The sequence below is a fragment of the Parageobacillus caldoxylosilyticus NBRC 107762 genome (assembly GCF_000632715.1).
Lineage (GTDB): Bacteria > Bacillota > Bacilli > Bacillales > Anoxybacillaceae > Saccharococcus > Saccharococcus caldoxylosilyticus.
Window position 1 is genome coordinate 135799 of record NZ_BAWO01000004.1, and the last position, 22943, is coordinate 158741.

At 44.3% G+C, this 22943-nt stretch carries 23 protein-coding genes; 1 reads left to right on the forward strand and 22 read right to left on the reverse strand.

Annotated elements, in window-relative coordinates; translation table 11 throughout:
• Window positions 1-8: 8 nt before the first annotated feature.
• From yycF to GCA01S_RS02390, 13 genes are all read right to left on the reverse strand, one after another.
• Window positions 9-716: a response regulator YycF gene (yycF, locus tag GCA01S_RS02330; protein ID WP_042406981.1), complete on the reverse strand. Its 708-nt coding sequence runs from the start codon at window positions 714-716 to the stop codon at window positions 9-11.
• 174 nt (window positions 717-890) lie between these two features.
• Window positions 891-2177 (reverse strand): adenylosuccinate synthase, encoded by a 1287-nt coding sequence (locus GCA01S_RS02335; protein WP_042406985.1) that lies wholly within the window; start codon window positions 2175-2177, stop codon window positions 891-893.
• 175 nt (window positions 2178-2352) lie between these two features.
• Window positions 2353-3717 carry a replicative DNA helicase gene (gene dnaB, locus GCA01S_RS02340; RefSeq protein ID WP_026078505.1) on the reverse strand — a complete coding sequence of 455 codons (1365 nt, stop codon included), beginning with the start codon at window positions 3715-3717 and terminating at the stop codon, window positions 2353-2355.
• Window positions 3718-3873: 156 nt separating this feature from the next.
• Window positions 3874-4323: a 50S ribosomal protein L9 gene (gene rplI / locus GCA01S_RS02345; protein ID WP_017435784.1), complete on the reverse strand. Its 450-nt coding sequence runs from the start codon at window positions 4321-4323 to the stop codon at window positions 3874-3876.
• On the reverse strand, window positions 4320-6296 hold the full coding sequence (locus GCA01S_RS02350; protein ID WP_017435783.1) for a DHH family phosphoesterase: 1977 nt from the start codon (window positions 6294-6296) through the stop codon (window positions 4320-4322). Before GCA01S_RS02350 ends, rplI begins: the two co-directional genes overlap by 4 nt.
• A 46-nt stretch (window positions 6297-6342) precedes the next feature.
• Complete coding sequence (locus GCA01S_RS02355) at window positions 6343-7269, reverse strand: YybS family protein (protein WP_017435782.1); 927 nt, start codon at window positions 7267-7269, stop codon at window positions 6343-6345.
• Window positions 7270-7347: 78 nt separating this feature from the next.
• Complete coding sequence (rpsR, locus tag GCA01S_RS02360) at window positions 7348-7584, reverse strand: 30S ribosomal protein S18 (protein ID WP_013401907.1); 237 nt, start codon at window positions 7582-7584, stop codon at window positions 7348-7350.
• 56 nt (window positions 7585-7640) lie between these two features.
• Window positions 7641-8135, reverse strand: a complete 495-nt coding sequence (gene ssb, locus GCA01S_RS02365) for a single-stranded DNA-binding protein (protein ID WP_017435781.1) — start codon at window positions 8133-8135, stop codon at window positions 7641-7643.
• A gap of 29 nt (window positions 8136-8164) precedes the next feature.
• The gene (rpsF, locus tag GCA01S_RS02370; RefSeq protein WP_017435780.1) at window positions 8165-8452 is read right to left on the reverse strand and encodes a 30S ribosomal protein S6; all 288 of its coding nucleotides are present in this window, start codon (window positions 8450-8452) and stop codon (window positions 8165-8167) included.
• A gap of 108 nt (window positions 8453-8560) precedes the next feature.
• Window positions 8561-9661: a redox-regulated ATPase YchF gene (ychF, locus tag GCA01S_RS02375; protein WP_017435779.1), complete on the reverse strand. Its 1101-nt coding sequence runs from the start codon at window positions 9659-9661 to the stop codon at window positions 8561-8563.
• Between the two features lie 78 nt (window positions 9662-9739).
• On the reverse strand, window positions 9740-11752 hold the full coding sequence (locus GCA01S_RS02380; RefSeq protein ID WP_042406990.1) for a molybdopterin-dependent oxidoreductase: 2013 nt from the start codon (window positions 11750-11752) through the stop codon (window positions 9740-9742).
• Window positions 11753-11795: 43 nt separating this feature from the next.
• Window positions 11796-11993 (reverse strand): DUF951 domain-containing protein, encoded by a 198-nt coding sequence (locus tag GCA01S_RS02385; protein WP_017435777.1) that lies wholly within the window; start codon window positions 11991-11993, stop codon window positions 11796-11798.
• 21 nt (window positions 11994-12014) lie between these two features.
• On the reverse strand, window positions 12015-12908 hold the full coding sequence (locus tag GCA01S_RS02390; RefSeq protein WP_017435776.1) for a mechanosensitive ion channel family protein: 894 nt from the start codon (window positions 12906-12908) through the stop codon (window positions 12015-12017).
• A gap of 170 nt (window positions 12909-13078) precedes the next feature.
• Between GCA01S_RS02390 and yyaC the strand changes: the two genes are divergently transcribed.
• Window positions 13079-13702 carry a spore protease YyaC gene (gene yyaC / locus GCA01S_RS02395; RefSeq protein WP_017435775.1) on the forward strand — a complete coding sequence of 208 codons (624 nt, stop codon included), beginning with the start codon at window positions 13079-13081 and terminating at the stop codon, window positions 13700-13702.
• Window positions 13703-13755: 53 nt separating this feature from the next.
• On the opposite strand, the gene GCA01S_RS02400 is transcribed toward yyaC, so the two are convergent.
• The 9 genes from GCA01S_RS02400 to spoIIIJ all read right to left on the reverse strand — a co-directional run bounded on the left by GCA01S_RS02400 (window position 13756) and on the right by spoIIIJ (window position 22824).
• Window positions 13756-14457 carry a DUF554 domain-containing protein gene (locus GCA01S_RS02400; protein ID WP_017435774.1) on the reverse strand — a complete coding sequence of 234 codons (702 nt, stop codon included), beginning with the start codon at window positions 14455-14457 and terminating at the stop codon, window positions 13756-13758.
• 55 nt (window positions 14458-14512) lie between these two features.
• On the reverse strand, window positions 14513-15373 hold the full coding sequence (locus tag GCA01S_RS02405) for a ParB/RepB/Spo0J family partition protein (protein WP_017435773.1): 861 nt from the start codon (window positions 15371-15373) through the stop codon (window positions 14513-14515).
• Window positions 15366-16127: a ParA family protein gene (locus tag GCA01S_RS02410; protein WP_042406994.1), complete on the reverse strand. Its 762-nt coding sequence runs from the start codon at window positions 16125-16127 to the stop codon at window positions 15366-15368. Before GCA01S_RS02410 ends, GCA01S_RS02405 begins: the two co-directional genes overlap by 8 nt.
• A gap of 138 nt (window positions 16128-16265) precedes the next feature.
• A complete protein-coding gene (noc, locus tag GCA01S_RS02415; protein ID WP_042406997.1) occupies window positions 16266-17111 on the reverse strand; it encodes a nucleoid occlusion protein in 846 nt (281 codons plus the stop codon).
• Between the two features lie 34 nt (window positions 17112-17145).
• Window positions 17146-17862 carry a 16S rRNA (guanine(527)-N(7))-methyltransferase RsmG gene (gene rsmG / locus GCA01S_RS02420; protein ID WP_042406999.1) on the reverse strand — a complete coding sequence of 239 codons (717 nt, stop codon included), beginning with the start codon at window positions 17860-17862 and terminating at the stop codon, window positions 17146-17148.
• A gap of 22 nt (window positions 17863-17884) precedes the next feature.
• Window positions 17885-19774 carry a tRNA uridine-5-carboxymethylaminomethyl(34) synthesis enzyme MnmG gene (mnmG, locus tag GCA01S_RS02425; RefSeq protein ID WP_017435769.1) on the reverse strand — a complete coding sequence of 630 codons (1890 nt, stop codon included), beginning with the start codon at window positions 19772-19774 and terminating at the stop codon, window positions 17885-17887.
• 16 nt (window positions 19775-19790) lie between these two features.
• Window positions 19791-21179, reverse strand: a complete 1389-nt coding sequence (mnmE, locus tag GCA01S_RS02430) for a tRNA uridine-5-carboxymethylaminomethyl(34) synthesis GTPase MnmE (RefSeq protein ID WP_017435768.1) — start codon at window positions 21177-21179, stop codon at window positions 19791-19793.
• 254 nt (window positions 21180-21433) lie between these two features.
• Window positions 21434-22060, reverse strand: coding sequence for an RNA-binding cell elongation regulator Jag/EloR (gene jag, locus GCA01S_RS02435; protein ID WP_042407002.1), 627 nt, complete (start codon window positions 22058-22060; stop codon window positions 21434-21436).
• A complete protein-coding gene (gene spoIIIJ / locus GCA01S_RS02440) occupies window positions 22057-22824 on the reverse strand; it encodes a YidC family membrane integrase SpoIIIJ (RefSeq protein WP_017435766.1) in 768 nt (255 codons plus the stop codon). The genes jag and spoIIIJ overlap by 4 nt, the downstream gene beginning before the upstream one ends.
• Window positions 22825-22943 lie beyond the last annotated feature (119 nt).

Here is a 22943-nt window from a genome sequence, read left to right on the forward strand (position 1 = left end):
TGCTTTCGCTACTCCTGTTCTGGGTTGCGTAAATAATAGCCGACTCCCCTACGCGTCACAATCCATGACGGATGTGATGGATTATCTTCAATTTTTTCACGAAGACGGCGCACCGTGACATCGACCGTACGAACGTCGCCGTAATAATCATATCCCCATACCGTTTGCAACAGGTGCTCCCTTGTCATCACTTGTCCAATATGTTTAGCCAAATAATGAAGCAATTCAAACTCCCGATGCGTTAATTCAATCGTTTCTCCTCGTTTTAACACGATATAGGCATCGGGACGAATGACGAGCGAGCCAATAATGATCTCGTTCGTATCACTCTCTTCCTCTTGCGCCGCTGTTTGTGAATGACGGCGTAAATTCGCCTTGACCCGCGCTAGCAATTCTCTTGTACTGAACGGCTTCGTGACATAGTCATCTGCTCCTAATTCCAAACCAAGCACTTTATCAATCTCGGAATCTTTCGCGGTTAACATAATAATCGGCATATCGTATTTTTTTCGCACTTCCCGGCATACTTCCATTCCATCTCTTTGTGGAAGCATAATATCTAGCAAAATAAGGTCGGGCATGACTTCCTCGACTTTTTGCAGCGCTTCTTCGCCATCGTATGCGCAAACCACTTCGTACCCTTCTTTTTGTAAGTTAAATTGCAAAATATCCGCAATCGGCTTCTCATCGTCAACAACCAAAATCCGCTTTTCCATCTTCTTCACATCCTTTCTTTAGCGATGGAATCAGAAATTAGATTTATCATTATTAATTTATCATGTTATCAAAATGAAATCACTCATAACCGTTTACCATTTAAAGGAGAAACAAAAAGAAAAGCATAGATACATCGCTGCATCTACGCTTTTTCTATAATTATTATACATATTTTACGCATATACGCTACGAACCACGTTTGTTTGCGAACGGTCCGGACCGACGGAGAAAATCGACAGCGGAATCCCTGTCAACTGCGAAATGCGTTCGACATAATGGCGGGCGTTCGCCGGAAGCTCGTTCAAACTTTTTACCCCGGTAATATCTTCAGACCAGCCTGGCAGCTCTTCATAAATCGGCTCGCATTCCGCTAATACCTTTAAGCTGGCTGGGAATTCTTCCAATACTTTTCCCTTATAACGGTAGGCAACGCATATTTTCAGTGTTTCAATACCTGTCAATACGTCAATCGAATTGAGCGATAAATCAGTAATACCGCTGACGCGACGCGCATGGCGGACAACCACGCTGTCAAACCAGCCGACGCGGCGCGGGCGGCCTGTCGTTGTTCCATATTCGCGCCCGACCTCGCGGATGCGGTCGCCGATTTCGTCATGCAATTCGGTCGGGAATGGACCGTCTCCGACACGAGTCGTATATGCTTTCGCCACACCGACGACATGTTTGATTTTCGTTGGACCAACTCCGGCGCCGATCGTTACACCGCCAGCAACCGGATTCGAGGAAGTGACAAACGGGTACGTTCCCTGGTCAATATCAAGCATGACACCTTGCGCCCCTTCAAAAAGAACGCGGCGTCCTTCATCGAGCGCATTATTTAACACTACAGACGTATCACAAACATATTTGGAAATTTGCTGCCCATACTCATAATACTCTTCAAAAATATCTTCTAATTTGAATCCTTCCACGCCGTACACTTTTTCAAAAAGGACATTTTTCTCTTGCAAATTGCGCGTCAATTTTTCTTCAAATACTTCGCGATCTAACAAATCAACAACGCGGATGCCGATGCGCGCCGCCTTATCCATATAGGCTGGCCCGATTCCTTTTTTCGTTGTGCCGATTTTATTAGCCCCTTTACGTTCTTCTTCTAATTCATCTAATTTTAAATGATAAGGCAAAATAACGTGCGCACGATTGCTAATGCGTAAATTATCGGTTGAAATGCCATGATCGTGCAAATATTTCAACTCCGCCACTAACGCTTTTGGGTCAACGACCATTCCGTTGCCGATCACGCAAATTTTATCTTTATAGAAAATCCCAGACGGAATCAAATGCAATTTATACTTCTCTCCGTTAAAGACAATCGTATGTCCAGCATTGTTTCCACCTTGATATCTTGCAATGACTTCCGCATTTTCTGATAAAAAGTCGGTAATTTTTCCTTTCCCTTCATCGCCCCATTGTGTCCCGACAACGACGACTGACGACATGGCGAGCACCTCCACTTAACTCGATATAAACATTGTAAGTGTAGCAGTTTTTGCTAGAAAAGTCAATAAAACACGAACATTTTTGTTTTCTAATATTTAATTTATTCGTATTTTAAAAGCATTGTCCGATAAAATAATGAAGAAGGTGTCAGTGAAAAATGACACCTTCTTTTCGTTACGCCCCTGGCGGAATTTGCGCATCATCAAAACGGCGTTCTAGGTTTACGAACTTATTGTATTCCTTAATAAAGGCAAGCTGCACTGTCCCGACCGGACCATTGCGCTGTTTAGCAATGATAATTTCAATAATATTCTTGTTCTCCGAATCTTTATTGTAATAGTCATCGCGGTATAAAAAGGCGACAATGTCTGCATCTTGCTCAATGCTTCCCGATTCGCGGATATCGGACATCATCGGCCGCTTATCTTGGCGCTGCTCGACACTTCGCGACAGCTGTGATAACGCGATAACCGGCACTTCTAATTCACGGGCTAACGCCTTTAAAGAGCGGGAGATTTCGGAAACTTCCTGCTGACGGTTTTCCCTGTTTCTGCCGCTTCCTTGAATAAGCTGCAAGTAGTCGATCACTATCATGCCGAGTCCGCTTTCTTGCTTTAGACGGCGGCATTTGGCGCGAATATCGCTGACGCGGATGCTTGGCGTATCATCAATATAAATGCCGGCGTTCGATAAACTGCCCATTGCCATCGTAAGCTTTCCCCAGTCTTCCGGGGTCAGTTTTCCTGTCCGCAAATTTTGCGCGTTAATATTTCCTTCTGCGCATAACATCCGCATCACTAATTGCTGGGCGCTCATTTCCAAACTAAAAATCGCGACGTTTTCATTCGTTTTTGTCGCTACGTTTTGCGCAATATTTAAGGCAAATGCCGTTTTTCCTACGGAAGGGCGAGCCGCGACAATAATAAAATCGCTGCGCTGAAATCCCGACGTCATGCGGTCGAGCTCGGTAAATCCGGTCGGGATCCCCGTTACTTCGCCTTTTCGGTTATGAAGCATTTCAATATTATCATACGTCTGCACCAGAACATCCTTAATATTTTTAAATGTTCCCGAATGTTTCCGCTGCGAAATCTCCATGATTTTCCGCTCTGCTTCATCAAGCAAAACGTCCACTTCATCTTCTCTTGTGTAGCCGTCTTGCGCAATCGATGAAGCGGTGCGAATCAAGCGGCGCAGCACCGATTTTTCTTCCACGATGCGCGCATAATATTCGACGTTGGCTGCCGTCGGCACCGAATCAGCAAGCTCACTTAAATACGAGACGCCGCCGACTTCTTCCAATTGCTGTGTATCAGCGAGCTCGGCCGTCACTGTAACTAAATCGACTGGTTCTCCTTTATCGGCGACACGAAGCATCGCATGGAAAATTTTTTGATGGGCAGCGCGATAAAAATCCTCCGGAATTAAAATTTCCGAGGCCAGCGTTAAAGCGGAAGGATCAAGAAATACGGCGCCGAGCACAGCTTGTTCCGCTTCAATGCTTTGCGGAGGAATCCGTTCCGAAAATAGTTCGCTCATGCCTTTCACCACCTTTTCCCCCGTTTTTCCTGTCATAAGAAAAATGTGATTATATGAGGAAAAACTCCCCATAAAATCACATTTATTCTCATGTATCCTAATATACTGCTTCCTTTTCCGCTGAAAACGAAACAGAATTGGTCAACGACTACACCGTTATTTCTGTTCTGTCACATGCACCTTTAATGTCGCTGTAACTTCCGGGTGCAGTTTGACAGGCACATTCGTATACCCCAGGGAACGAATGGCATCCTCGAGTTCGATTTTGCGCTTATCGATTTTGATATTGTGCTGAGATTGCAGCGCTTCGGCAATCTGCTTGCTTGTAATCGATCCGAATAAACGGCCGCCTTCTCCGGCTTTCGCCGCTAATTGCACCGTAATTTGTTCTAGCTGTTCTTTCAACTGCTTTGCCTTTGCCAACTCCTCTTCCGCCTGGCGCTGTTCTTTCCGTTTTTGCGCTTCTAGAGCCTTGATGTTTGCCGGCGTTGCCTCAATGGCAAGCCCTTGTTTAAAAAGGAAATTGTTTGCATATCCGTCCGCAACGTTTTTAATTTCTCCTTTTTTCCCTTTTCCTTTGACATCTTTTAGAAAAATCACTTTCATGACGGTTTACCTCCTTCTAAATAGTCATCAATCGCGGCGCGCAATTGCTGTTCCGCCTCTTCGATGGTGATATCGGAAAGCTGGGCAGCAGCATTCGTTAAATGCCCACCGCCTCCTAAGCGTTCCATAATCAATTGCACATTGATGTCTCCTAACGAACGGGCGCTAATGCCAATCGTCTGATCCGCCCGCTTCGAGATCACAAACGAAGCAATAACTCCGCTTAAAGTAAGCAGCGTATCGGCCGTCTGCGCAATCAACACCTGATCATATGTTTCGTTTGGATCTCCTTTGGCGATAGCGATGCCCCTTGAATCGATGGATGCATTTTCAATCATTTTCGCCCGTTTAACGTAATTGGTGATGCTTTCTTTTAACAATTTTTGCACTAACACGGTATCCGCGCCTTGCGCGCGTAAATAAGAAGCGGCGTCAAACGTCCGCGAACCGGTGCGAAACGTAAAGCTTTTTGTATCGACGACAATTCCCGCTAGAAGCGCTGTCGCCTCGAGCATTGTCAATTTCAACCGTTTTGGCTGATATTCCAATAACTCTGTCACCAGCTCAGAAGTAGAAGACGCATACGGTTCCATATAGACGAGAATCGGCGCATCAATAAACTCTTCACCCCGGCGATGATGGTCAATGACGACGATATGGTCGGTGCGATACAATAATCTCTCTTCGACCACTAACGAAGGACGATGCGTATCGACAACAATTAGCAGCGTATCTTCCGTCACTAACTCCAGCCCTTGCTCCGGCTTAATACATCTTGACCATAGCTCCGAATGTGTTTTTAATTCTTCTATTAAGCGTTGGGCTCCAGCATCCGTTTTCGCTGTATCAATCACGATATATCCTTCTTTTTGATTAGACTGGACGACTTTTAAAATTCCGATCGCGGCGCCAAGCGCATCCATATCCGGATATTTATGCCCCATAATCAGCACTTTGTCGCTTCCCGCAATTAACTCTCTAAGCGCATGGGAAATGACGCGGGCACGGACCCTTGTACGTTTTTCCATTGGATTCGTCTTGCCGCCATAAAATTTTACTTTTCCGTTCCCTTGTTTAATGGCCACTTGGTCGCCGCCGCGGCCCAATGCTAAATCTAAACTGGATTGGGCTAACGCTCCTAATTCTGGGAGCGACGATACACCGGTACCAACTCCAATACTTAACGTCAACTGGACGTTATATTTCATCGTCTGTTCGCGAACTTCATCCAAAATCGAAAACTTGCTTTTTTCCAATTGCTCGAGAATATGCTCATTAAGGACGGCGATAAACCGGTCCGAAGAGGTGCGTTTCAAAAATATGCCATAATCATTGGCCCATTGGTTCAATATCGATGTCACATGGCTGTTCATCTGGCTTTTTGCTTGATCGTCCATTCCTTGTGTAATTTCGTCGTAATTGTCAAGGAAAATAATTGCCAATACTAATCGTTCCGCTTCATATCGTTTTTGCAACTCCACTTGCTCTGTGACATCGAAGAAGTAAAGAAGCTTCTCCTCCCGACGAATGACGACTTTAAATTGTTTTCCATGGATATTGATAATTTCTTCATTGGCCTGCCCCTGTTTCACAAAAGCGACCAATGAATCCGCAAGATCATATAATGAATAACCGACTAATGTCTGCTCTTTAAAACAGGAGGCTAAAAATTGATTCGCCCATTCTACCTTATAGTCATCATTAATCAGCATAATGCCAATCGGCATTTCCATTAACGCTTCTTCGCCGACTTTTTTAATTCGATACGACAAATTAGAAATATATTGTTCCAGCTCCGCATATAATGATCGCTGTGAATGAATCACATAATAAAGTACAAATCCAAGGAGCAACAAGCTGACTATCCCTAAAATCCATTGAAAATAAAGCAAGCAGATGGCAAATGCAGCCGATAACAAAATGAAGATATATAAGGGATAGCGATACGCCTTCCTTTCATAAAAATGAGACATTCAAGTCAGCTCCTACACCAAAAAAATAATCTACCTTATCTAATAATTATATGCGTTTTCGCAAATCAAATCCTAAATCAATTATACCTAATATTGCGATAAGATAAAGTAGAAAAGGCAGGAATAAGCAGAAGACCGTTCCACCAATGACCATCCCTTTTGGAATATTCTTTTTATTGGCCACATGATACAAAAAGGAAAATCCTTGCACCATCAAAAGCAGCTGCAATACATAATATACGTTTAAAATAGCGATATAGGCAAACGTTCCTTTTTCGAATGGAATAAAAGATAGGGCTAGCACCAATACATAAATCCATAACAAGCCTTTTGGCAGCGTTACATCCCGAAACGGCGGCCATGTGCCGACCGGCAGTTTCAATCGTTTTAAAACTGGAACAGAAACGATGATCGTTATGTAAGCAAACAAAAAAGAGGCAAGGACAAACAGTGTAGGAACGATATATTTTACCAGTTCCAATCCTTGTTTAAATTGTTCCTGCAACTGCGGCGACGGCTCCTGCCCCATCCCTTTCATCATTTTCATCGCAGTGTCAAATGATTGGCGAAATGTGGAGATCGTTTCCTGAATGATATCCATCTGCAAAAATTTTACGGAGATGGCATAATCAACGACTATGTTAATAAGAAATATAAGCGCGCTGATCAGTAAAATCATATGACGGCTTTTATTTTTGGCAAGCATTCCCCCAATCGCAATCCCTGCTGTTCCAAACATTAACGCCACCGGCAAGGAAAACAGCGAGCCAATCAACATAGAAATAATCAGCGAAGCAGCAAGCAACAACAGCGCATAAGCATAACCATGCCTTATCGTAAAAATAATAAACGGCAGCGCCAAAAACAATGTCGCAATTACCCCGATAAGCGGCACGTATAAAGCAATCAAAAATAACACTGCAAACAAGGCTAACTGAATGGCCGCCTCCGTGATCATATATGTCTTGCGCACCAATCATTCCCCCTTTCTGTAATACAACTATAAATATAGAAAAAGCAGTAAGGACAATCCCCCTTACTGCTTTTTTTCTTATTCGTCTGCTACATATGGTAATAACGCCATTTGCCGAGCGCGTTTAATCGCAACAGTCAATTTGCGTTGATATTTTGCGCTTGTTCCTGTCACACGGCGAGGTAAAATTTTGCCGCGTTCAGAAATGAATTTTTTCAGCAAATCGACATCTTTATAGTCAATATGCGTAATTCCGTTCGCCGTGAAATAGCATACTTTCCGACGTTTTGCACGTCCACCTTTGCGTCCTGCCATTTCATATCCTCCTTTCCTTTTCTCCTTTATCCGATCAAAACACCTTTTGCTTGCAACTAAAACGGCAAATCATCATCCGAAATATCGATCGGTTGACCGTCGTTGGCAAAAGGATCTTCATCTATGCGACTAAAATCTCTTTCATTCGGATTGCGATGGTTCTGATCTGGTCCAAATGGGAATGGCTCCCCAAAGTAGCCGCCTGTTGCCGTCCCACGCTGTTCAGTGCTACTTTTCGGTTCAAGAAATTGGACGCTATCAGCAACCACTTCCGTTACATATACACGTCTTCCGTCTTGACCTTCATAGCTGCGGGTCTGTAAACGGCCATCGACTCCGGCTAAACTTCCTTTTTTTAAGAAATTCGCAACATTCTCCGCTTGACGTCGCCAAACGACACAGTTAATAAAATCTGCTTCCCGTTCGCCTTGCTGATTGGTAAACGGGCGATTGACAGCAAGCGTAAACGTAGCAACAGCCACCCCACTTGGAGTATAGCGTAATTCCGGATCTCTCGTTAATCTCCCAACGAGAATTACGCGGTTAATCATCAGAACCACCTCTTTAACATGGAAAAAAATTATTCTTCTTCTTTCACGACGATATGACGGATAATATCTTCGTTGATGCGCGCTAAACGGTCAAACTCTTGCACCGCTTTTGGCTCAGACACGACATTAATAATCATGTAATGGCCGTCACGGTATTTTTTAATTTCATATGCTAAGCGGCGTTTGCCCCAATCCGTCACATTTGTAATTTCCGCACCATTTTCTTTTAAAATAGTATTGAAACGTTCTACTAGAGCTTGTCTTGCTTCTTCGTCCATATTTGGGCGGATGATGTACATGATTTCGTATTTTCTCACGTTCGTCACCTCCTTTTGGTCTAAACGGCCCTTTCGATAAAGGGCAAGGAGCAATAAAACATTACTCACGTTTTTTGATTATATCATGGCGTGGAAGGATAAGCAATATTAAACATTAAAGCGGAAATAAATAATATCGCCATCCTGCACTTCGTAATCTTTTCCTTCGAGGCGGATTTTTCCGGCTTCGCGTGCCGCTGCCATCGATCCCGCCGCCACTAAATCTTCATAGGAAACCGTTTCGGCGCGAATAAACCCGCGTTCAAAATCGGAGTGAATAATTCCTGCGCACTCCGGTGCTTTCATGCCTTTCCGGAACGTCCAGGCCCGCACTTCTTGTTCCCCTGCGGTGAAAAATGTCGCCAGGCCAAGTAAGCTGTACGATGCGCGAATTAATTGGTCGAGTCCTGATTGTTCAATGCCAAGCTCTTGTAAAAACAGCTCTTTTTCCTCATCGTCCAATTGCGCGATTTCCTCTTCAATTTTTGCACATACGACAATGACTTCCGCATTGTCGCTTTTCGCAAATTCGCGGACTTGCTGCACAAACGGGTTGCTGTTTGGATCCGCCACGTCTTCTTCACCGACGTTAGCTACATATAACATTGGTTTAATCGTTAATAAATGAAGCTGCTTTACCACTTTCATTTCTTCTTCTGTAAAGGAAAGCGTACGCGCCGGTTTTCCAGCTTCAAACGTTTCTTTTAAGCGCAATAAAATATCATATTCAAAAGCGGCATCCTTATCTTTTTGTTTGGCGATTTTGCCGACGCGGTCGATCCGTTTATCCACCGTTTCCAAGTCGGCGAAAATTAGCTCTAAATTGATCGTTTCAATATCCGCAAGCGGATCGACTTTTCCCGCTACATGGGTGATATTTTCATCCGTAAAACAGCGGACAACTTGGCAGATCGCATCAACTTGGCGAATGTGCGATAAAAATTTATTGCCAAGCCCTTCTCCTTTGCTTGCCCCTTTGACGATGCCAGCAATATCGGTAAATTCGAACACTGTCGGTACCGTACGCTTCGGCTTGAACATTTCCGTCAACACTTTTAGCCGTTCATCCGGCACTTCGACAATGCCGACGTTTGGCTCGATTGTACAGAAAGGATAATTGGCAGACTCTGCTCCTGCCTTCGTAATCGCATTAAACAGCGTCGATTTCCCGACGTTTGGCAACCCAACAATTCCTGCTGTTAACCCCATAATTTCCACTCCTCTTTTCCGTTCACATCTTTCCTCATTATAGTGAGTCCAAAAGAAAATGACAAGCGCCTTCGTGCGCTAGTCATTTTCCACCTTTTCAATATCGACTAAACAGTCGTATAACGTGCTGCCGCATCCGTTGTCCGATTCGCGGTCCGATGTTAACACATTGACCGCACCGCCAAACTTCGCCCATTGTCCTTCATCAATATTGATCGTTTTTGGATGCGCTTTGGCAAGGATTTTTACCGTTCCTATTAATTCGCCGCGGTCGTTGAACACCCTTGCCTTGTCCCCTTCTGACAGTCCTTTTTCTTCCGCAACATCTTTTGCCACTTCAATTTTCACCGTTTGAATCGCCCCGACAAGATGATAATGCTGCGAGTGATTGGAACGAAGCGGGTGAATGGTCAACAAACGGTACGGATATTTTTTCGCTAATAACGGATTCGCTATTTCCGATTCGGCTGGATACATGATTTGCAGTTTGCCATTCATTCCCTTTTGCTTCGCTAATGCGGAAGTAAACTCATATTTGCCGCTTGGCGTTTGGAAACGGTAATCGCTCCATGGGACAGGCTGAACTGGGAGAAGCAGATGCTTTTCCGCTTTCAGCCGTTCGAGCGTGATTCCGTATCGTTCCAACGACTTTAACCCCATTTTTAAAAACTCTTCCCTTGTGTAAGCAAAATCAGCGCCAAAACCAAGCCGTTTCGCCAGCTCCGTCCAAATCCAAAGATCGGATTTTGCCTCACCCGGCGGTTCGACGAGCTTTGGCCCATAGTTGACATAAGCGTGGTACATGGACGAATAATAAATATCTTCTTCTTCAAATACCGTTGTTACCGGAAATACATAATCGGCCAGCTCTGCCGTATCGGTCATGAATTGTTCGAATACAACGACCGTGTCCACGGACTGGAACGCCTTTTTCACTAAGTTCGTGTTCGGCACTTGTGTAAGCGGATTGCCGCATGTCACAATAATCATCTTAATATCCGGGTTTGTCGCCTGTAAAATTCCTTCCGCCTGCTTCATCATCGTAAACGTGCGGGAAACTGTTTTTCGTTCTGGAAGCGCGAGCGCGGCAATGTCAAAACATTGACCGACTTGCAGATTGCCAAAGTTCGCCCCGCCCCCCGGAATGCCGATATTGCCGCTTATCGCTACCAGCGCGTCAATCCAACGAATCGTGTTGCCGCCATTGGCATATCGCTGCATGCCAAGCCCTAAATAGGTCGCAGTTGGACGATTTCCGTAAATAACGGCTAATTGCGTCATCACGCCGCGATCTACTTCAGTAAGCCGCTCAATTTTTTCCATCGTTATGCTTTCCAGCACCGCTTCGACATCGGCAAACCCAACGGTATGCTGTTCAATAAATGTGCGGTCTTCCAAACCTAGGCGCAGCATTTCCTTAATAATTCCCATCGCTAAAAATGCGTCCATCCCCGGTTTGACCGATATATACATATCGGCGATTTGCGCCGTTTGCTGGAACAGCGGATCAATGACGATGATTTTTGTCCCTCGTTTTTTTGCGGCGAGAAGATGCTGAAATAAATGCATATTTGTCCGCGCCACATTCCGCCCCCAAATAACAACGTGGCGGCTGTTTTGAATATCTTCCGGAGCGTGGCTATACGAATTGCCGAAATCCCACGTTTGCGCTTCAATGCCGGAGCCCCAGCATAAGCTGCCCGTCAGTTCGGTTACGCCGCCGTAGCAGTTAAAAAAGCGCTGATCCAAATTTTTCAACAATCCATTATTAGCGTAATCATGGCTATGGAGGACCGCGGTCGTCCCGTAACATTCCTTGATTTCCCGCATTTTTTCCGCCACTTCATCGAGCGCTTGCTCCCATGAAATACGCATAAACTGGCCATTAACCTTTTTTAACGGATACAAAAGGCGCTCGCTTGAATTCGTCCGCTCTTTGAGCATACGGCCGCGGGAGCAAATTTTTCCTTGCGTAATCGGATGTGTTTCATCCCCGTCCACTTTTTCCACTTTTCCATTCTGAATGGTCACTTTTAATCCGCACACATCCCAGCAATTTAACGGGCACGATGTGAAGTGCGTTCCTTCCATTACTTTTCTCCCCTTTTCCGTTTATAGAAAGAGCATGAGGAAACTACTCCTCATGCTTCACCAGCACTTTTTTCAGCTTTCTTACAAACTCTTTGCGCGGAAGAAGCACGCTATGGGCACAGCCTTCGCATTTGATGCGGATATCCGCGCCTAAACGGATGACTTTCCAGCGGTTCGTGCCGCACGGATGCGGCTTTTTCATTTCTACGATATCATATAATCCAAATTCTTTATTTTCCATTGGCTCACCCCCGTCTTTTGTTTAGGCGTTTTCTTTGACTTGCTGAACAGATTGTTTTTCTTGCTCATTGCGATTATGAAGAACGAGGCGTGGATATGGAATTTCGATTCCCTTTTCATCTAAATGCATTTTTACCTCTTTTCGAATCGCTCTTGCCACAGAAACATGACGCATCGGTTTCGTTTCGCAGACGATGCGCAGCACTACTTCAGAACTAGCTAAATTTTGCACGCCCAACAATTCAGGCGGAGCAACCATGTCTTCGTATTTTGCCGGCAATTGCGGCAGCAGTTCGCGAATCGCTTCTTCTACTTTTTCAATATTCTCTTCATACGCAATGCTGACATCGACTACAGCAACGCTATTGTTGAGGGAGTAGTTTGTCACTTGCGTAATGCTTCCGTTTGGCAAAATGTGAATTTCTCCCGTCCAGCTTTTAATTTTCGTTACCCGCAAACCGATTGCCTCTACATATCCTTCAAAATTGCCGATGCGCACATAGTCTCCTACCGCAAACTGATCTTCAAAAATAATAAAAAATCCGGTAATGATATCCTTTACTAAACTTTGCGCGCCAAAACCGACAGCAAGTCCGACAATTCCGGCGCCCGCCAAAATCGCTTGTACTTTCGCTCCCAACGTATCTAAAATCATAATCAACGCAATAAAATATAATACATACTTAATCACATTATCGAGGAGCCTTAACAATGTTGCTTCCCGCCGCTCGGAAATGCGGATCGGCGCCTTTTGCCGCACTTTGAAAATATTATGGACAGCTACTCTCAACACTTTTTTGGCAACGACGCATAACAATAAAATCAAAATGATTTTTAATGTTCCTGCCCCTAAATTGACCCAAAACTCCTCATTTGTGACAAATCCAAACAACCGATCCTTTTTTACTATATCCAATGTTGTCTACACCTCTGCATCATTTTTCGCTTTATATCATTATTTATTTTAACAAGATTATCAATCAATTTGTACTAATAAACGTATAAAACAAGACACCTATATGTATATCATGTTCGTTTTTTCCGTATACTGTTAATACTTTGAATGGGAAACCGGGAGTGAATCAAATGAGCATACCATCTATTTTTTTCTCTTCGAAAGATGAGAGGGAACGTATTTTTCATGATGAGCAAGGGGCTTCCACACTAATCGCGCTGCGGCTTATTTCATTGCTTCCTGATCGGTTATCGCAGCCTGCCGCCATTGTTTGCATCGGAACAGACCGTTCGACAGGAGATTCGCTTGGGCCGCTTGTTGGCACCATGCTGCAAGAAAAAACTCTTTCCCACTTTCACGTATATGGAACGTTGGAAGAGCCAATCCATGCCGTTAATCTGGAAGAAAAAATCAACGCTATTCGCTCCATTCATCATGATGCATTTATGATTGCCATCGATGCCTGCTTAGGACGGCTGAAAAGCGTCGGCGCAATCACGATCGCGAAAGGCCCGGTACGGCCTGGAGCCGGGGTCAATAAGCAGCTTCCTCCTGTCGGCGATATCCATATTACAGGAGTAGTCAATGTCAGCGGCTTTATGGAATTTTTCGTTTTGCAAAACACCCGCCTCCATCTCGTGATGAACATGGCGAAAACGATTGCCAACGGCATTTACGAAGCCGACCAACAGTTAAGCCGGAAAAAGTTTTTGACAAATACAACATTCGCTAAAGATCATCGTCATCCATTGTAACCGTTTATAACCAATCCCCTCTTTGTTGCGATACACAAGAAGGGGTGTTTTTTTTAAAAAAAGTAAATAATGGAAACCGCAAAAGCAGTAACGATAATGCTAGGGAGCAGGTTGGCGACTCGTATGTTGGTAATGCCGAGCATATTCAAGCCAATTGCAATAATTAAAATTCCTCCTGTTGCCGTCGATTCAGCAATGAACGAATCGACAATTTCTTTTGGCACCCATCGTTCAATTTGGGTAGCGAGCAGCGCGATGCCCCCTTCATAGATCATGACAGGAATCGCGGAAAAAATAACGCCAATTCCAAGCGTTGTCGTTAAAATAATGCTTGCAAAGCCATCCAAAATTGATTTCGTATACAGGACGCGATGGTCTCCGCGCAATCCGCTGTCAAGCGCCCCGACAATCGCCATGGCGCCGATGACAAATAACAAAGTGGCGCTGACAAATCCCTTTGCGATATTTCCTTGTTGATTTCCTCCTACCTTTTTCTCCACCCATTTACCAAGCTGATTCAGCTTTTTATCCCAATCCCATATTTCGCCTAGCACGCCGCCAAGGACAAGGCTGAAAATAACAATAAGAAATTGTTCACTTTTCATCCCCATTTGAATTCCCAGCAGCGCCACCGCCAGGCCGATTCCTCCCATCACTGTTGCCTTTACTTGCTCAGGAATACGGTGGAATAGTTTTCCTAACAATGACCCTATTGCGATGCATATTCCGTTAACAATGGTCCCTAACAGTACCATGGCGAGTTTCCTCCTAAATAATAAAAAAATAAACCATCGTCATATGATGGCCGCTCTATTCATCCAATCGCACATCCAATAACTCTAGTATTCTTTCTAAATCTTCCGAGGAAAAAAACTCGATTTCGATCTTCCCCTTTTTTCTCGTTTGCTTAATCGTTACATTCGTCCCTAACTTTTCCCGTAATAATGACTCGCTTTCCTTCAAAAAAACGCTTTTTTCCACTGGTTTCCGTTTTAATGTTTCACGTGGAACATTTTGATTGATTTGCTGAATGAGTTTCTCCAATTGACGGACATTCAGCTGTTCACGAATCACGCGCTCAACAACCGATTTCATCTTATTTTTCTGCTTTAATCCTAACAGAGCCCGTCCGTGCCCCATCGACAGCGTTCCATTCATAATCAGCTTTTGTATATCCTTCGGCAATGACAATAAGCGCAGATGGTTAGCGATATGAGGTCTGCTTTTTCCCAAGCGGCTGGCAATCTCTTCTTGGGTAAGCTGCAGCTTTTCCATCAGCATTTTATAGGCTGTTGCCTCTTCAATCGGATTTAAATCTTCCCGCTGCAAATTTTCCAACAAAGCAAATTCCATCATTTGCTGGTCGGTCAGTTCGCGCACGACCACCGGAACAGTTTGTAAATTTGCTTCTTTGGCAGCGCGATACCGCCGTTCCCCTACAACGATTTCAAACCCTTTTATCGTCTTGCGGACGATCAGCGGCTGCAGTATTCCGTGCTGCAAAATCGACTGTTTTAATTCTTCAATCGCTTCCGGCTGGAATGTTTTTCTTGGCTGGTAAGGATTCGGATATAGATCGTGAATGCTCACTTCTTGAATGATTTCCTCTTTTCCTGCTAAAGCCAAATGAGAAAATAGCGCATCAATGCCTTTGCCAAGACCTTTAGCCACGCTCTAGCACCTCCTTCGCCAATTCTAAATACACTTGTGCTCCCCGCGACTTTACGTCGTACAAAATAATTGGTTTTCCATGGCTTGGCGCTTCGCTTAGCCGGACATTTCTCGGAATAATCGTGTTATATACTTTTTCGCGGAAGTATTTTTTTACCTCCTGAATGACTTGAATGCCTAAATTCGTACGGGCGTCCAGCATCGTTAACAAAACGCCTTCAAGACGCAAATCATGATTTAAATGTTTTTGGACAAGCCGGATGGTATTCAATAGCTGGCTCAGCCCCTCAAGCGCATAATATTCGCATTGTACAGGAATAAGAACGGAATTCGCCGCTGTTAACGCATTTAGCGTTAATAATCCCAACGAAGGAGGGCAATCGATAATAATAAAGTCGTATATTTCCCGTAAAGGTTCAAGTGCATTTTTTAAGCGGATTTCTCGGGAAATGACCGATACAAGCTCAATTTCTGCTCCTGCCAGTTGAATGGTCGCCGGAATGATATGTAAATTTTCAATATTGGTTGGTCTTATGACATCTTTCGCTTTTAAATCGCCGATAATGACATTATAAATGCATTCATCGACATCCCCTTTTTCAATTCCGATCCCACTTGTTGCATTGCCCTGCGGGTCTACATCTACTAATAATACTTTTTTTCCAATATGCGCTAAACAAGCGGCCAAATTAACCGCTGTTGTCGTTTTTCCGACTCCGCCTTTCTGGTTTGCAATTGCAATTACTTTGCCCACGATGCCACCTACCTCTAATTCGTACTCATATTGTCTATTTTATCATGAAACAAGTAAAATGAACTTGTTTTCTGTTTGCCCTCGAAAGAAAAAACCCCATCAAAAGCAGCTTGATGAGGCAAGACATCCTTGTGTCTATTACTTTTTCGGGATGCGAATCGTAATTTGATAATAATCGTCAAACTCTTCTTCCTCTGAATCAACCGCCACACCGCTGTTAGCTACCATCGTGAGCGATTGTCGGATGGTGTTGACAGCAATTCGCATGTCCCTGCTGAATGCTTTTCGCTTCGGCTTCGGCTTGCGGTTGGCCGATTCTAACATTTTCAGCACCCGATCTTCTGTTTGTTTGACATTTAATTGTTTATCAATAATTTCTTGCAGCAATTTTAATTGCTTTTCTTTATCTTTTAGGACGATTAAAGCACGGGCATGGCGTTCGGTAATGGTGCGATGCAACAGGGCTTCCTGCACCTCTTGCGGCAGTTTTAATAGACGCAGTTTGTTGGCAATCGTCGATTGACCCTTTCCAAGCCGCTGCGCCAGCGCTTCCTGCGTTAAATGGTGCAACTCGAGCAGCTTCGCATACGCCATTGCTTCTTCAATCGGCGTCAGCTCTTCCCGCTGCAAATTTTCAATTAATGCAACTGAAGCGGTTTCTTTGTCGTTTAAATTTTTCACGATCGCCGGAATTTCCGCCCATCCGAGTTTTTGGACGGCCCGCCATCTTCGTTCACCAGCGATAATTTCAAACTTTCCATCCTCGCACTCGCGGACGACAATTGGCTGAATAATGCCGTGCGTACGAATCGTTAATGCTAGTTCTTCAATTTTTTCTTCGTCAAAAATGGTCCGCGGTTGGAAACGGTTTGGAATAATTTTTGCAACTGGAATTTTTCTTACCTCTTCTTTTTCCTGTCTTTCGCTTAATTCTTCCTGTTCCTTTTCTCCAAAGCTGAAAAAGCGAGAAAAAGGATGCTTCATTCCCCTACACCACCTTTAAAAACTCTCCCCTAGATTATTGAATCGGTTGTTTGTTTGGCAATCCCGGTTTGCGAGGATATTTGCTTGGCGTACTTTTTACTTTTTTAATCAAAATAATGGTCCGTTCGCTTTCTTCCATCGGCAGCGTAAACTGTTCGACCGCGGAAATTTCACCGCCAAGCAGAGCGATTGCTTTTTTCCCTTCTTTTAATTCCTCCTGTGCCGAAGCGGCTTTCATCGCGATAAACGTGCCGTTGACTTTCACGAGTGGAAGGCATAGCTCGCTAAGCACCGGCATTCGCGCCACCGCCCTGGCCATCACAACATCAAACGATTCGCGAAATTCTTTTTTTCTGCCAAACGTTTCAGCACGGTCGTGATAAAAGGCGACATCCGTCAGAGCTAATTCATCTGCTAAATGCTGTAGAAAAGTAATGCGCTTTTGCAATGAATCGACAATCGCCAATTTCAAATGGGGAAAACAAATTTTTAACGGAACGCTCGGGAATCCCGCCCCCGCCCCTACATCGCAAAGCGATAAAGATCGGGAAAAATCATAATAAAAAGCTGGAGAAAGAGAATCAAAAAAATGTTTGAGATACACGCTGGGCTTGTCCGTAATGGCAGTTAAATTCATCCTTTCATTCCATTCGATTAACAGTTCATAATACCGCTCAAATTTTTCTAGCGCCTGAGGAGGAAGGAAAATTCCTTTCTCCTCAAGCATAGCCTGAAACTGTGCTGTATCCATACGCCAATCCTTTCCCTAATTTTTATTCATTCGACACGCGTGCGATTCTTCCTTGTTCTAAATACACTAATAATATCGAAATATCGGCAGGATTTACACCGGAAATGCGCGAAGCTTGCGCAATCGACAGCGGCCGCACCTGTTTCAATTTTTGCCGCGCTTCTGTTGCTAAACCATGGATCGCGTCGTAATCGATATCTTCCGGAATCTTTTTGTTTTCCATTTTTTTAAGGCGTTCCACTTCTTGCAGCGATTTTTGGATATATCCTTCATATTTGATTTGAATTTCAACTTGTTCCGCTACTTCCGGTGAAATTTCTTCTTCCGCCGGAGCGAGTTTTTGAATATGTTCATAGGTCATTTCCGGACGCCGCAGCAAGTCCGCCGCACGGATGCCGTCTTTCAGCTCGCTGCTGCCGGCTTCGCGGATAACTTTCTGCACTTCCGGAGTTGGTTTGATAATAAATGTTTGCAGCCGTTTTTTCTCTCTTTCGATCGCCTCTTTTTTCGCCAAAAACTTTTGATATCGTTCTTCAGAAATGAGGCCGATTTTATAGCCAAGTTCTGTTAGACGCAAATCTGCATTGTCATGACGAAGCAGCAAGCGGTATTCAGCGCGGGACGTTAACAATCGGTACGGCTCATTCGTTCCTTTGGTGACAAGGTCGTCGATTAACACGCCGATATACGCATCCGAACGACTTAAAATAATTTCTTCTTTTCCAAGCGCCCGGTGCGCCGCGTTAATCCCCGCCATAATTCCTTGCCCTGCTGCCTCTTCATATCCGGATGTTCCGTTAATTTGTCCGGCCGTATATAAGTTTTTCACCAGTTTTGTTTCCAACGTTGGCCATAGTTGCGTTGGAACAATTGCATCATACTCAATCGCATAGCCTGCCCGCATTAACTGCGCTTTCTCAAGGCCAGGAATGGTCGCTAACAGCTGGCGTTGAATATGTTCCGGCAAGCTTGTCGACAACCCTTGCACATATACTTCTTCCGTCTCGCGTCCTTCTGGCTCTAAAAAGATTTGATGGCGCGGCTTATCGTGGAAACGGACAATTTTATCTTCAATGGACGGACAATAACGCGGACCTGTCCCTTTGATCATTCCGGAATACATTGGCGATAAATGCAAGTTTTCGTCAATAATGCGATGCGTCTCTGCCGTTGTATACGTAAGCCAGCATGGCAATTGATCGGTAATATATTCTGTCGTTTCATAGGAAAACGCCCGCGGCACATCGTCCCCTGGCTGAATTTCCGTTTTGCTATAGTCAATCGTACGGCTGTTGACGCGCGGCGGTGTTCCTGTTTTAAAGCGGACAAGCTCAAAGCCAAGTTCTTCTAAATGCTCGGACAATTTAATGGACGGTTGTTGGTTGTTTGGACCGCTTGAATATTTAATGTCGCCGATAATAATTTCGCCGCGTAAAAATGTCCCTGTCGTAATAACAACCGTTTTTGCATAATAATGCGCTCCCGTTTGGGTAATAACCCCTTTGCATACGCCGTCTTCCACGATTAGGCGTTCCACTTTTCCTTGCAATAATGTAAGATTTTCTTGATTTTCAAGCGTTTTTTTCATTTCCCGCTGATACAGCACTTTATCGGCCTGTGCCCGCAATGCACGTACCGCCGGGCCCTTGCCTGTATTTAACATCCGCATTTGGATGTACGTTTTATCAATATTTTTCGCCATTTCCCCGCCCAACGCGTCAATTTCGCGGACGACAATCCCTTTCGCCGGACCGCCGATCGACGGGTTGCATGGCATAAACGCGATCATATCTAGGTTTAGCGTAATGACTAACGTTTTTGCACCGATGCGCGCTGCCGCCAACGCTGCTTCACATCCTGCATGGCCGGCGCCGACGACAATGACGTCATACGAACCTCCATGATAGTCCATATATATACCTCCTTCATTATTTTCCTAAACAAAACTGAGAAAACAACTGATCAATCAAGCTTTCATGCACCGTATCGCCAATAATTTCTCCAAGCAGTTCCCACGCTCTTCTTAAATCGATTTGTACCAAATCGACTGGCATTCCTGCTTCAATGCCAGAGATCGCATCCTCAACCGCCTTTTTCGCTTGCTGAAGCAAAGCGATATGGCGCGAATTGGAAACGTACGTAAGGTCGCCCGCTTCGACTGAGCCGCTAAAAAACATTTCCGAAATCGCTTTTTCCAAATCGTCAATTCCTTTTTCCTTTAACAATGAAGTAGTAATAATCGGGCGGCCATCTGCTAGTTGTTTGACTCGATCCATATCGATATTTTTTGGTAAATCCGTTTTATTAACAATCACAATAAAGTCCATTCCTTTGATCATTTCAAACAGCCGTTCATCTTCTTCTGTCAACGGCTCATGATAATTAAGCACAAGCAAAATCAAATCCGCCTGTTTTAACATTTGCCGCGAGCGTTCAACCCCAATTCGCTCGACAATATCTTCCGTTTCACGGATTCCCGCTGTATCGATTAACCGCAGCGGAACACCGCGGACATTGACATACTCTTCAATAACATCGCGCGTCGTTCCCGGAATATCCGTGACAATCGCCTTATTTTCGTGAACAAGCGCATTTAATAGAGACGATTTTCCGACATTCGGTCTGCCGATGATGACAGTGGCCAACCCTTCGCGCAAAATTTTGCCCTGCTGCGCGGTTTGCAGCAGCTTTTCAATTTGTTCCCGCACATATTGCGCTTTTTCAAGCAGCAGCCGCGGCGTCATTTCTTCGATGTCATCATATTCCGGATAGTCAATATTTACTTCTACATGGGCAAGCGTTTCTAAAATCGTCTGTCGTAATTTGCGAATTAACTTCGACAAACGCCCCTCCATTTGCTGGAGCGCCACGGTCATCGCTCGATCCGTTTTCGCCCGAATCAAGTCAATCACCGCTTCCGCCTGTGATAAGTCAATCCGTCCGTTTAAAAATGCCCGTTTTGTGAATTCCCCTGGTTCGGCTAGCCGCGCTCCGTTTGCTAACACAAGCTGCAACACGCGATTGACGGAAACCAGCCCGCCATGGCAGTTAATCTCGACGACGTCTTCCCTCGTAAACGTCTTTGGCGCCCGCATCACCGACACCATGACTTCCTCGACCGTCTGCCCGTTGTCCGGATCCACAATATGACCGTAATGAATTGTATGAGATGGCACATCTTTCAGCCGTTTTCCGCTCGGACTTTTAAAAATGCGGTCGGCGATCGCAATCGCCTCATCCCCGCTCAATCGGACAATCGCGATGGCTCCTTCTCCCATCGGCGTAGAGATCGCAGCAATCGTATCCAATTCTGTCATTTTTCCACCTCTTTTTGCTGGCAAAAAGCGAATCTATCTATAGATTAGACAACTGTGGTTGCCGATAACGATCTATCCACAAATTTTATATAATCATTTCAATTTTAACTTATCCACATGTGAATAACAACATGAAGTGCTCATTCCCCAACCTAAAAAATGTAAGAACAGGCAATGCCAATCCTGTAAAAAAAAGAGAAAAAAGAGGCCGTCTCCGTTTCCTTTAGAGATAGCCCCTTTTCACCAATATTAATTTATTGTGCAGAAGGAGATACGACGATATAGCGATGCGGCTCTACACCAACTGAATAAGTAACGACTTTTTTATGGTTCGCTAATGCGCTATGAATAATTTTCCGCTCATGTGCCGGAAGCGGCTCCAGTTTGACTTCTTTTCCCGTTTTTACTGCTTTTTCCGCCAATTTTTGCGCCAGCTGTATCAGTGTTTTTTCTCTTCGTTCCCGGTAGTTTTCCGCATCAACGACAATAGAAACGTACTCCTCTGCATAACGGTTAGCGACAAGCTGCGTGAGCAGTTGCAAAGAACTTAACGTTTGTCCATGTTTTCCAATCAATAAACCTACTTGTTCGCCTGTGATCATAAAAGTCACTTGCTTGCCATGCTGCTGCTTCTCTATCGTTGCCGCATTTACTCCCATTTGTTGTATCACTTCTTTTAAAAACAGCTCCGCTTCTTCGATTGGATCTTTCTTCAAAATCGCTTTCACCACTGCCGGCTTGTGTCCGAAAATGCCAAACAGCCCTTTTTTCCCTTCATCGAGCACAACAATTTCCACACGATTTTTCGAAACACCAAGCTGTTGCAGCGCCGACTGCACAGCTTCATCTACGGTCGCGGCGGTCACAGTTACTTCTTTCACTTTTTCGTTCCTCCTGAATGGGTGGCGTCCATCGTTGGCCCCTTAATCAAATACGTTTGTACAATCGAGAAAATATTCCCTACAACCCAGTAGAGAGACAAAGCAGCAGGAAAATTAATGGCAAAAATGACGATCATAATTGGCATCATCCAAAGCATCATGGCCATTTGCGGATTTTGCTGTCCGGCGTTGGCCATCATTATTTTTTGTTGGATAAACGTTGTAACCCCTGCGATAATCGGCAAAATGTAATATGGATCTTTTTCACCAAGATCGAACCATAAAAAGTTGTGTTCGGCAATTTCTCTTGTACGCATAATGGCATGATAAAATCCGATCAAAATCGGCATTTGGATAAGGATTGGGAAACAGCCTGCCATCGGGTTGACACCGTGTTTTTGAAACAGCAGCATCATTTCCTGCTGGAGCTTTTGCTGGGTTTGCATATCTTTGGAACTATATTTTTCTCGAAGTTTTTGTATTTCCGGTTGAAGCGCTTGCATCGCTTTCGCATTTCTTGTTTGCTGGATCATTAACGGCAGGATCAATAAACGAATAAAGATAGTTACGACAATAATCGACAGTCCAAAACTTCCGCCTAAAACGTGGGCAACATATTTAATTAGCCAAGAAAGCGGATAAACGATATACTCATTCCAAAACCCTTTGCTTTCCGGCGTGATTGGTTCATTGATTTGCGAGCATCCTGATAGGACTGCAATCAATGCAACGAACCCAACGATGAACCAAATTCGCCTTTTCACCTTCTTTTTCCTCCTATATTTACGAATTCGTATTATCCTAAATATGTATTTTAACATCATTCTAAACATAATGGGTGTACTTTTTTACGAAAATATTTGTATGCCAGGAAAAAACAACC

Bases quoted from the DNA above. Each gene is read 5' to 3' on its own strand.
- rplI (WP_017435784.1), bottom strand. From the start codon at position 4,323: ATGAAAGTGATTTTTCTAAAAGATGTCAAAGGAAAAGGGAAAAAAGGA.
- GCA01S_RS02400 (WP_017435774.1), bottom strand. From the start codon at position 14,457: ATGGTACTGTTAGGGACCATTGTTAACGGAATATGCATCGCAATAGGG.
- yyaC (WP_017435775.1), top strand. From the start codon at position 13,079: ATGAGCATACCATCTATTTTTTTCTCTTCGAAAGATGAGAGGGAACGT.
- ssb (WP_017435781.1), bottom strand. From the start codon at position 8,135: ATGATTAACCGCGTAATTCTCGTTGGGAGATTAACGAGAGATCCGGAA.
- GCA01S_RS02350 (WP_017435783.1), bottom strand. From the start codon at position 6,296: ATGTCTCATTTTTATGAAAGGAAGGCGTATCGCTATCCCTTATATATC.
- rpsR (WP_013401907.1), bottom strand. From the start codon at position 7,584: ATGGCAGGACGCAAAGGTGGACGTGCAAAACGTCGGAAAGTATGCTAT.
- mnmE (WP_017435768.1), bottom strand. From the start codon at position 21,179: ATGACAGAATTGGATACGATTGCTGCGATCTCTACGCCGATGGGAGAA.
- dnaB (WP_026078505.1), bottom strand. From the start codon at position 3,717: ATGAGCGAACTATTTTCGGAACGGATTCCTCCGCAAAGCATTGAAGCG.
- noc (WP_042406997.1), bottom strand. From the start codon at position 17,111: ATGAAGCATCCTTTTTCTCGCTTTTTCAGCTTTGGAGAAAAGGAACAG.
- GCA01S_RS02335 (WP_042406985.1), bottom strand. From the start codon at position 2,177: ATGTCGTCAGTCGTCGTTGTCGGGACACAATGGGGCGATGAAGGGAAA.
- mnmG (WP_017435769.1), bottom strand. From the start codon at position 19,774: ATGGACTATCATGGAGGTTCGTATGACGTCATTGTCGTCGGCGCCGGC.
- yycF (WP_042406981.1), bottom strand. From the start codon at position 716: ATGGAAAAGCGGATTTTGGTTGTTGACGATGAGAAGCCGATTGCGGAT.
- ychF (WP_017435779.1), bottom strand. From the start codon at position 9,661: ATGGGGTTAACAGCAGGAATTGTTGGGTTGCCAAACGTCGGGAAATCG.
- GCA01S_RS02380 (WP_042406990.1), bottom strand. From the start codon at position 11,752: ATGGAAGGAACGCACTTCACATCGTGCCCGTTAAATTGCTGGGATGTG.
- rsmG (WP_042406999.1), bottom strand. From the start codon at position 17,862: ATGGATACAGCACAGTTTCAGGCTATGCTTGAGGAGAAAGGAATTTTC.
- GCA01S_RS02385 (WP_017435777.1), bottom strand. From the start codon at position 11,993: ATGGAAAATAAAGAATTTGGATTATATGATATCGTAGAAATGAAAAAG.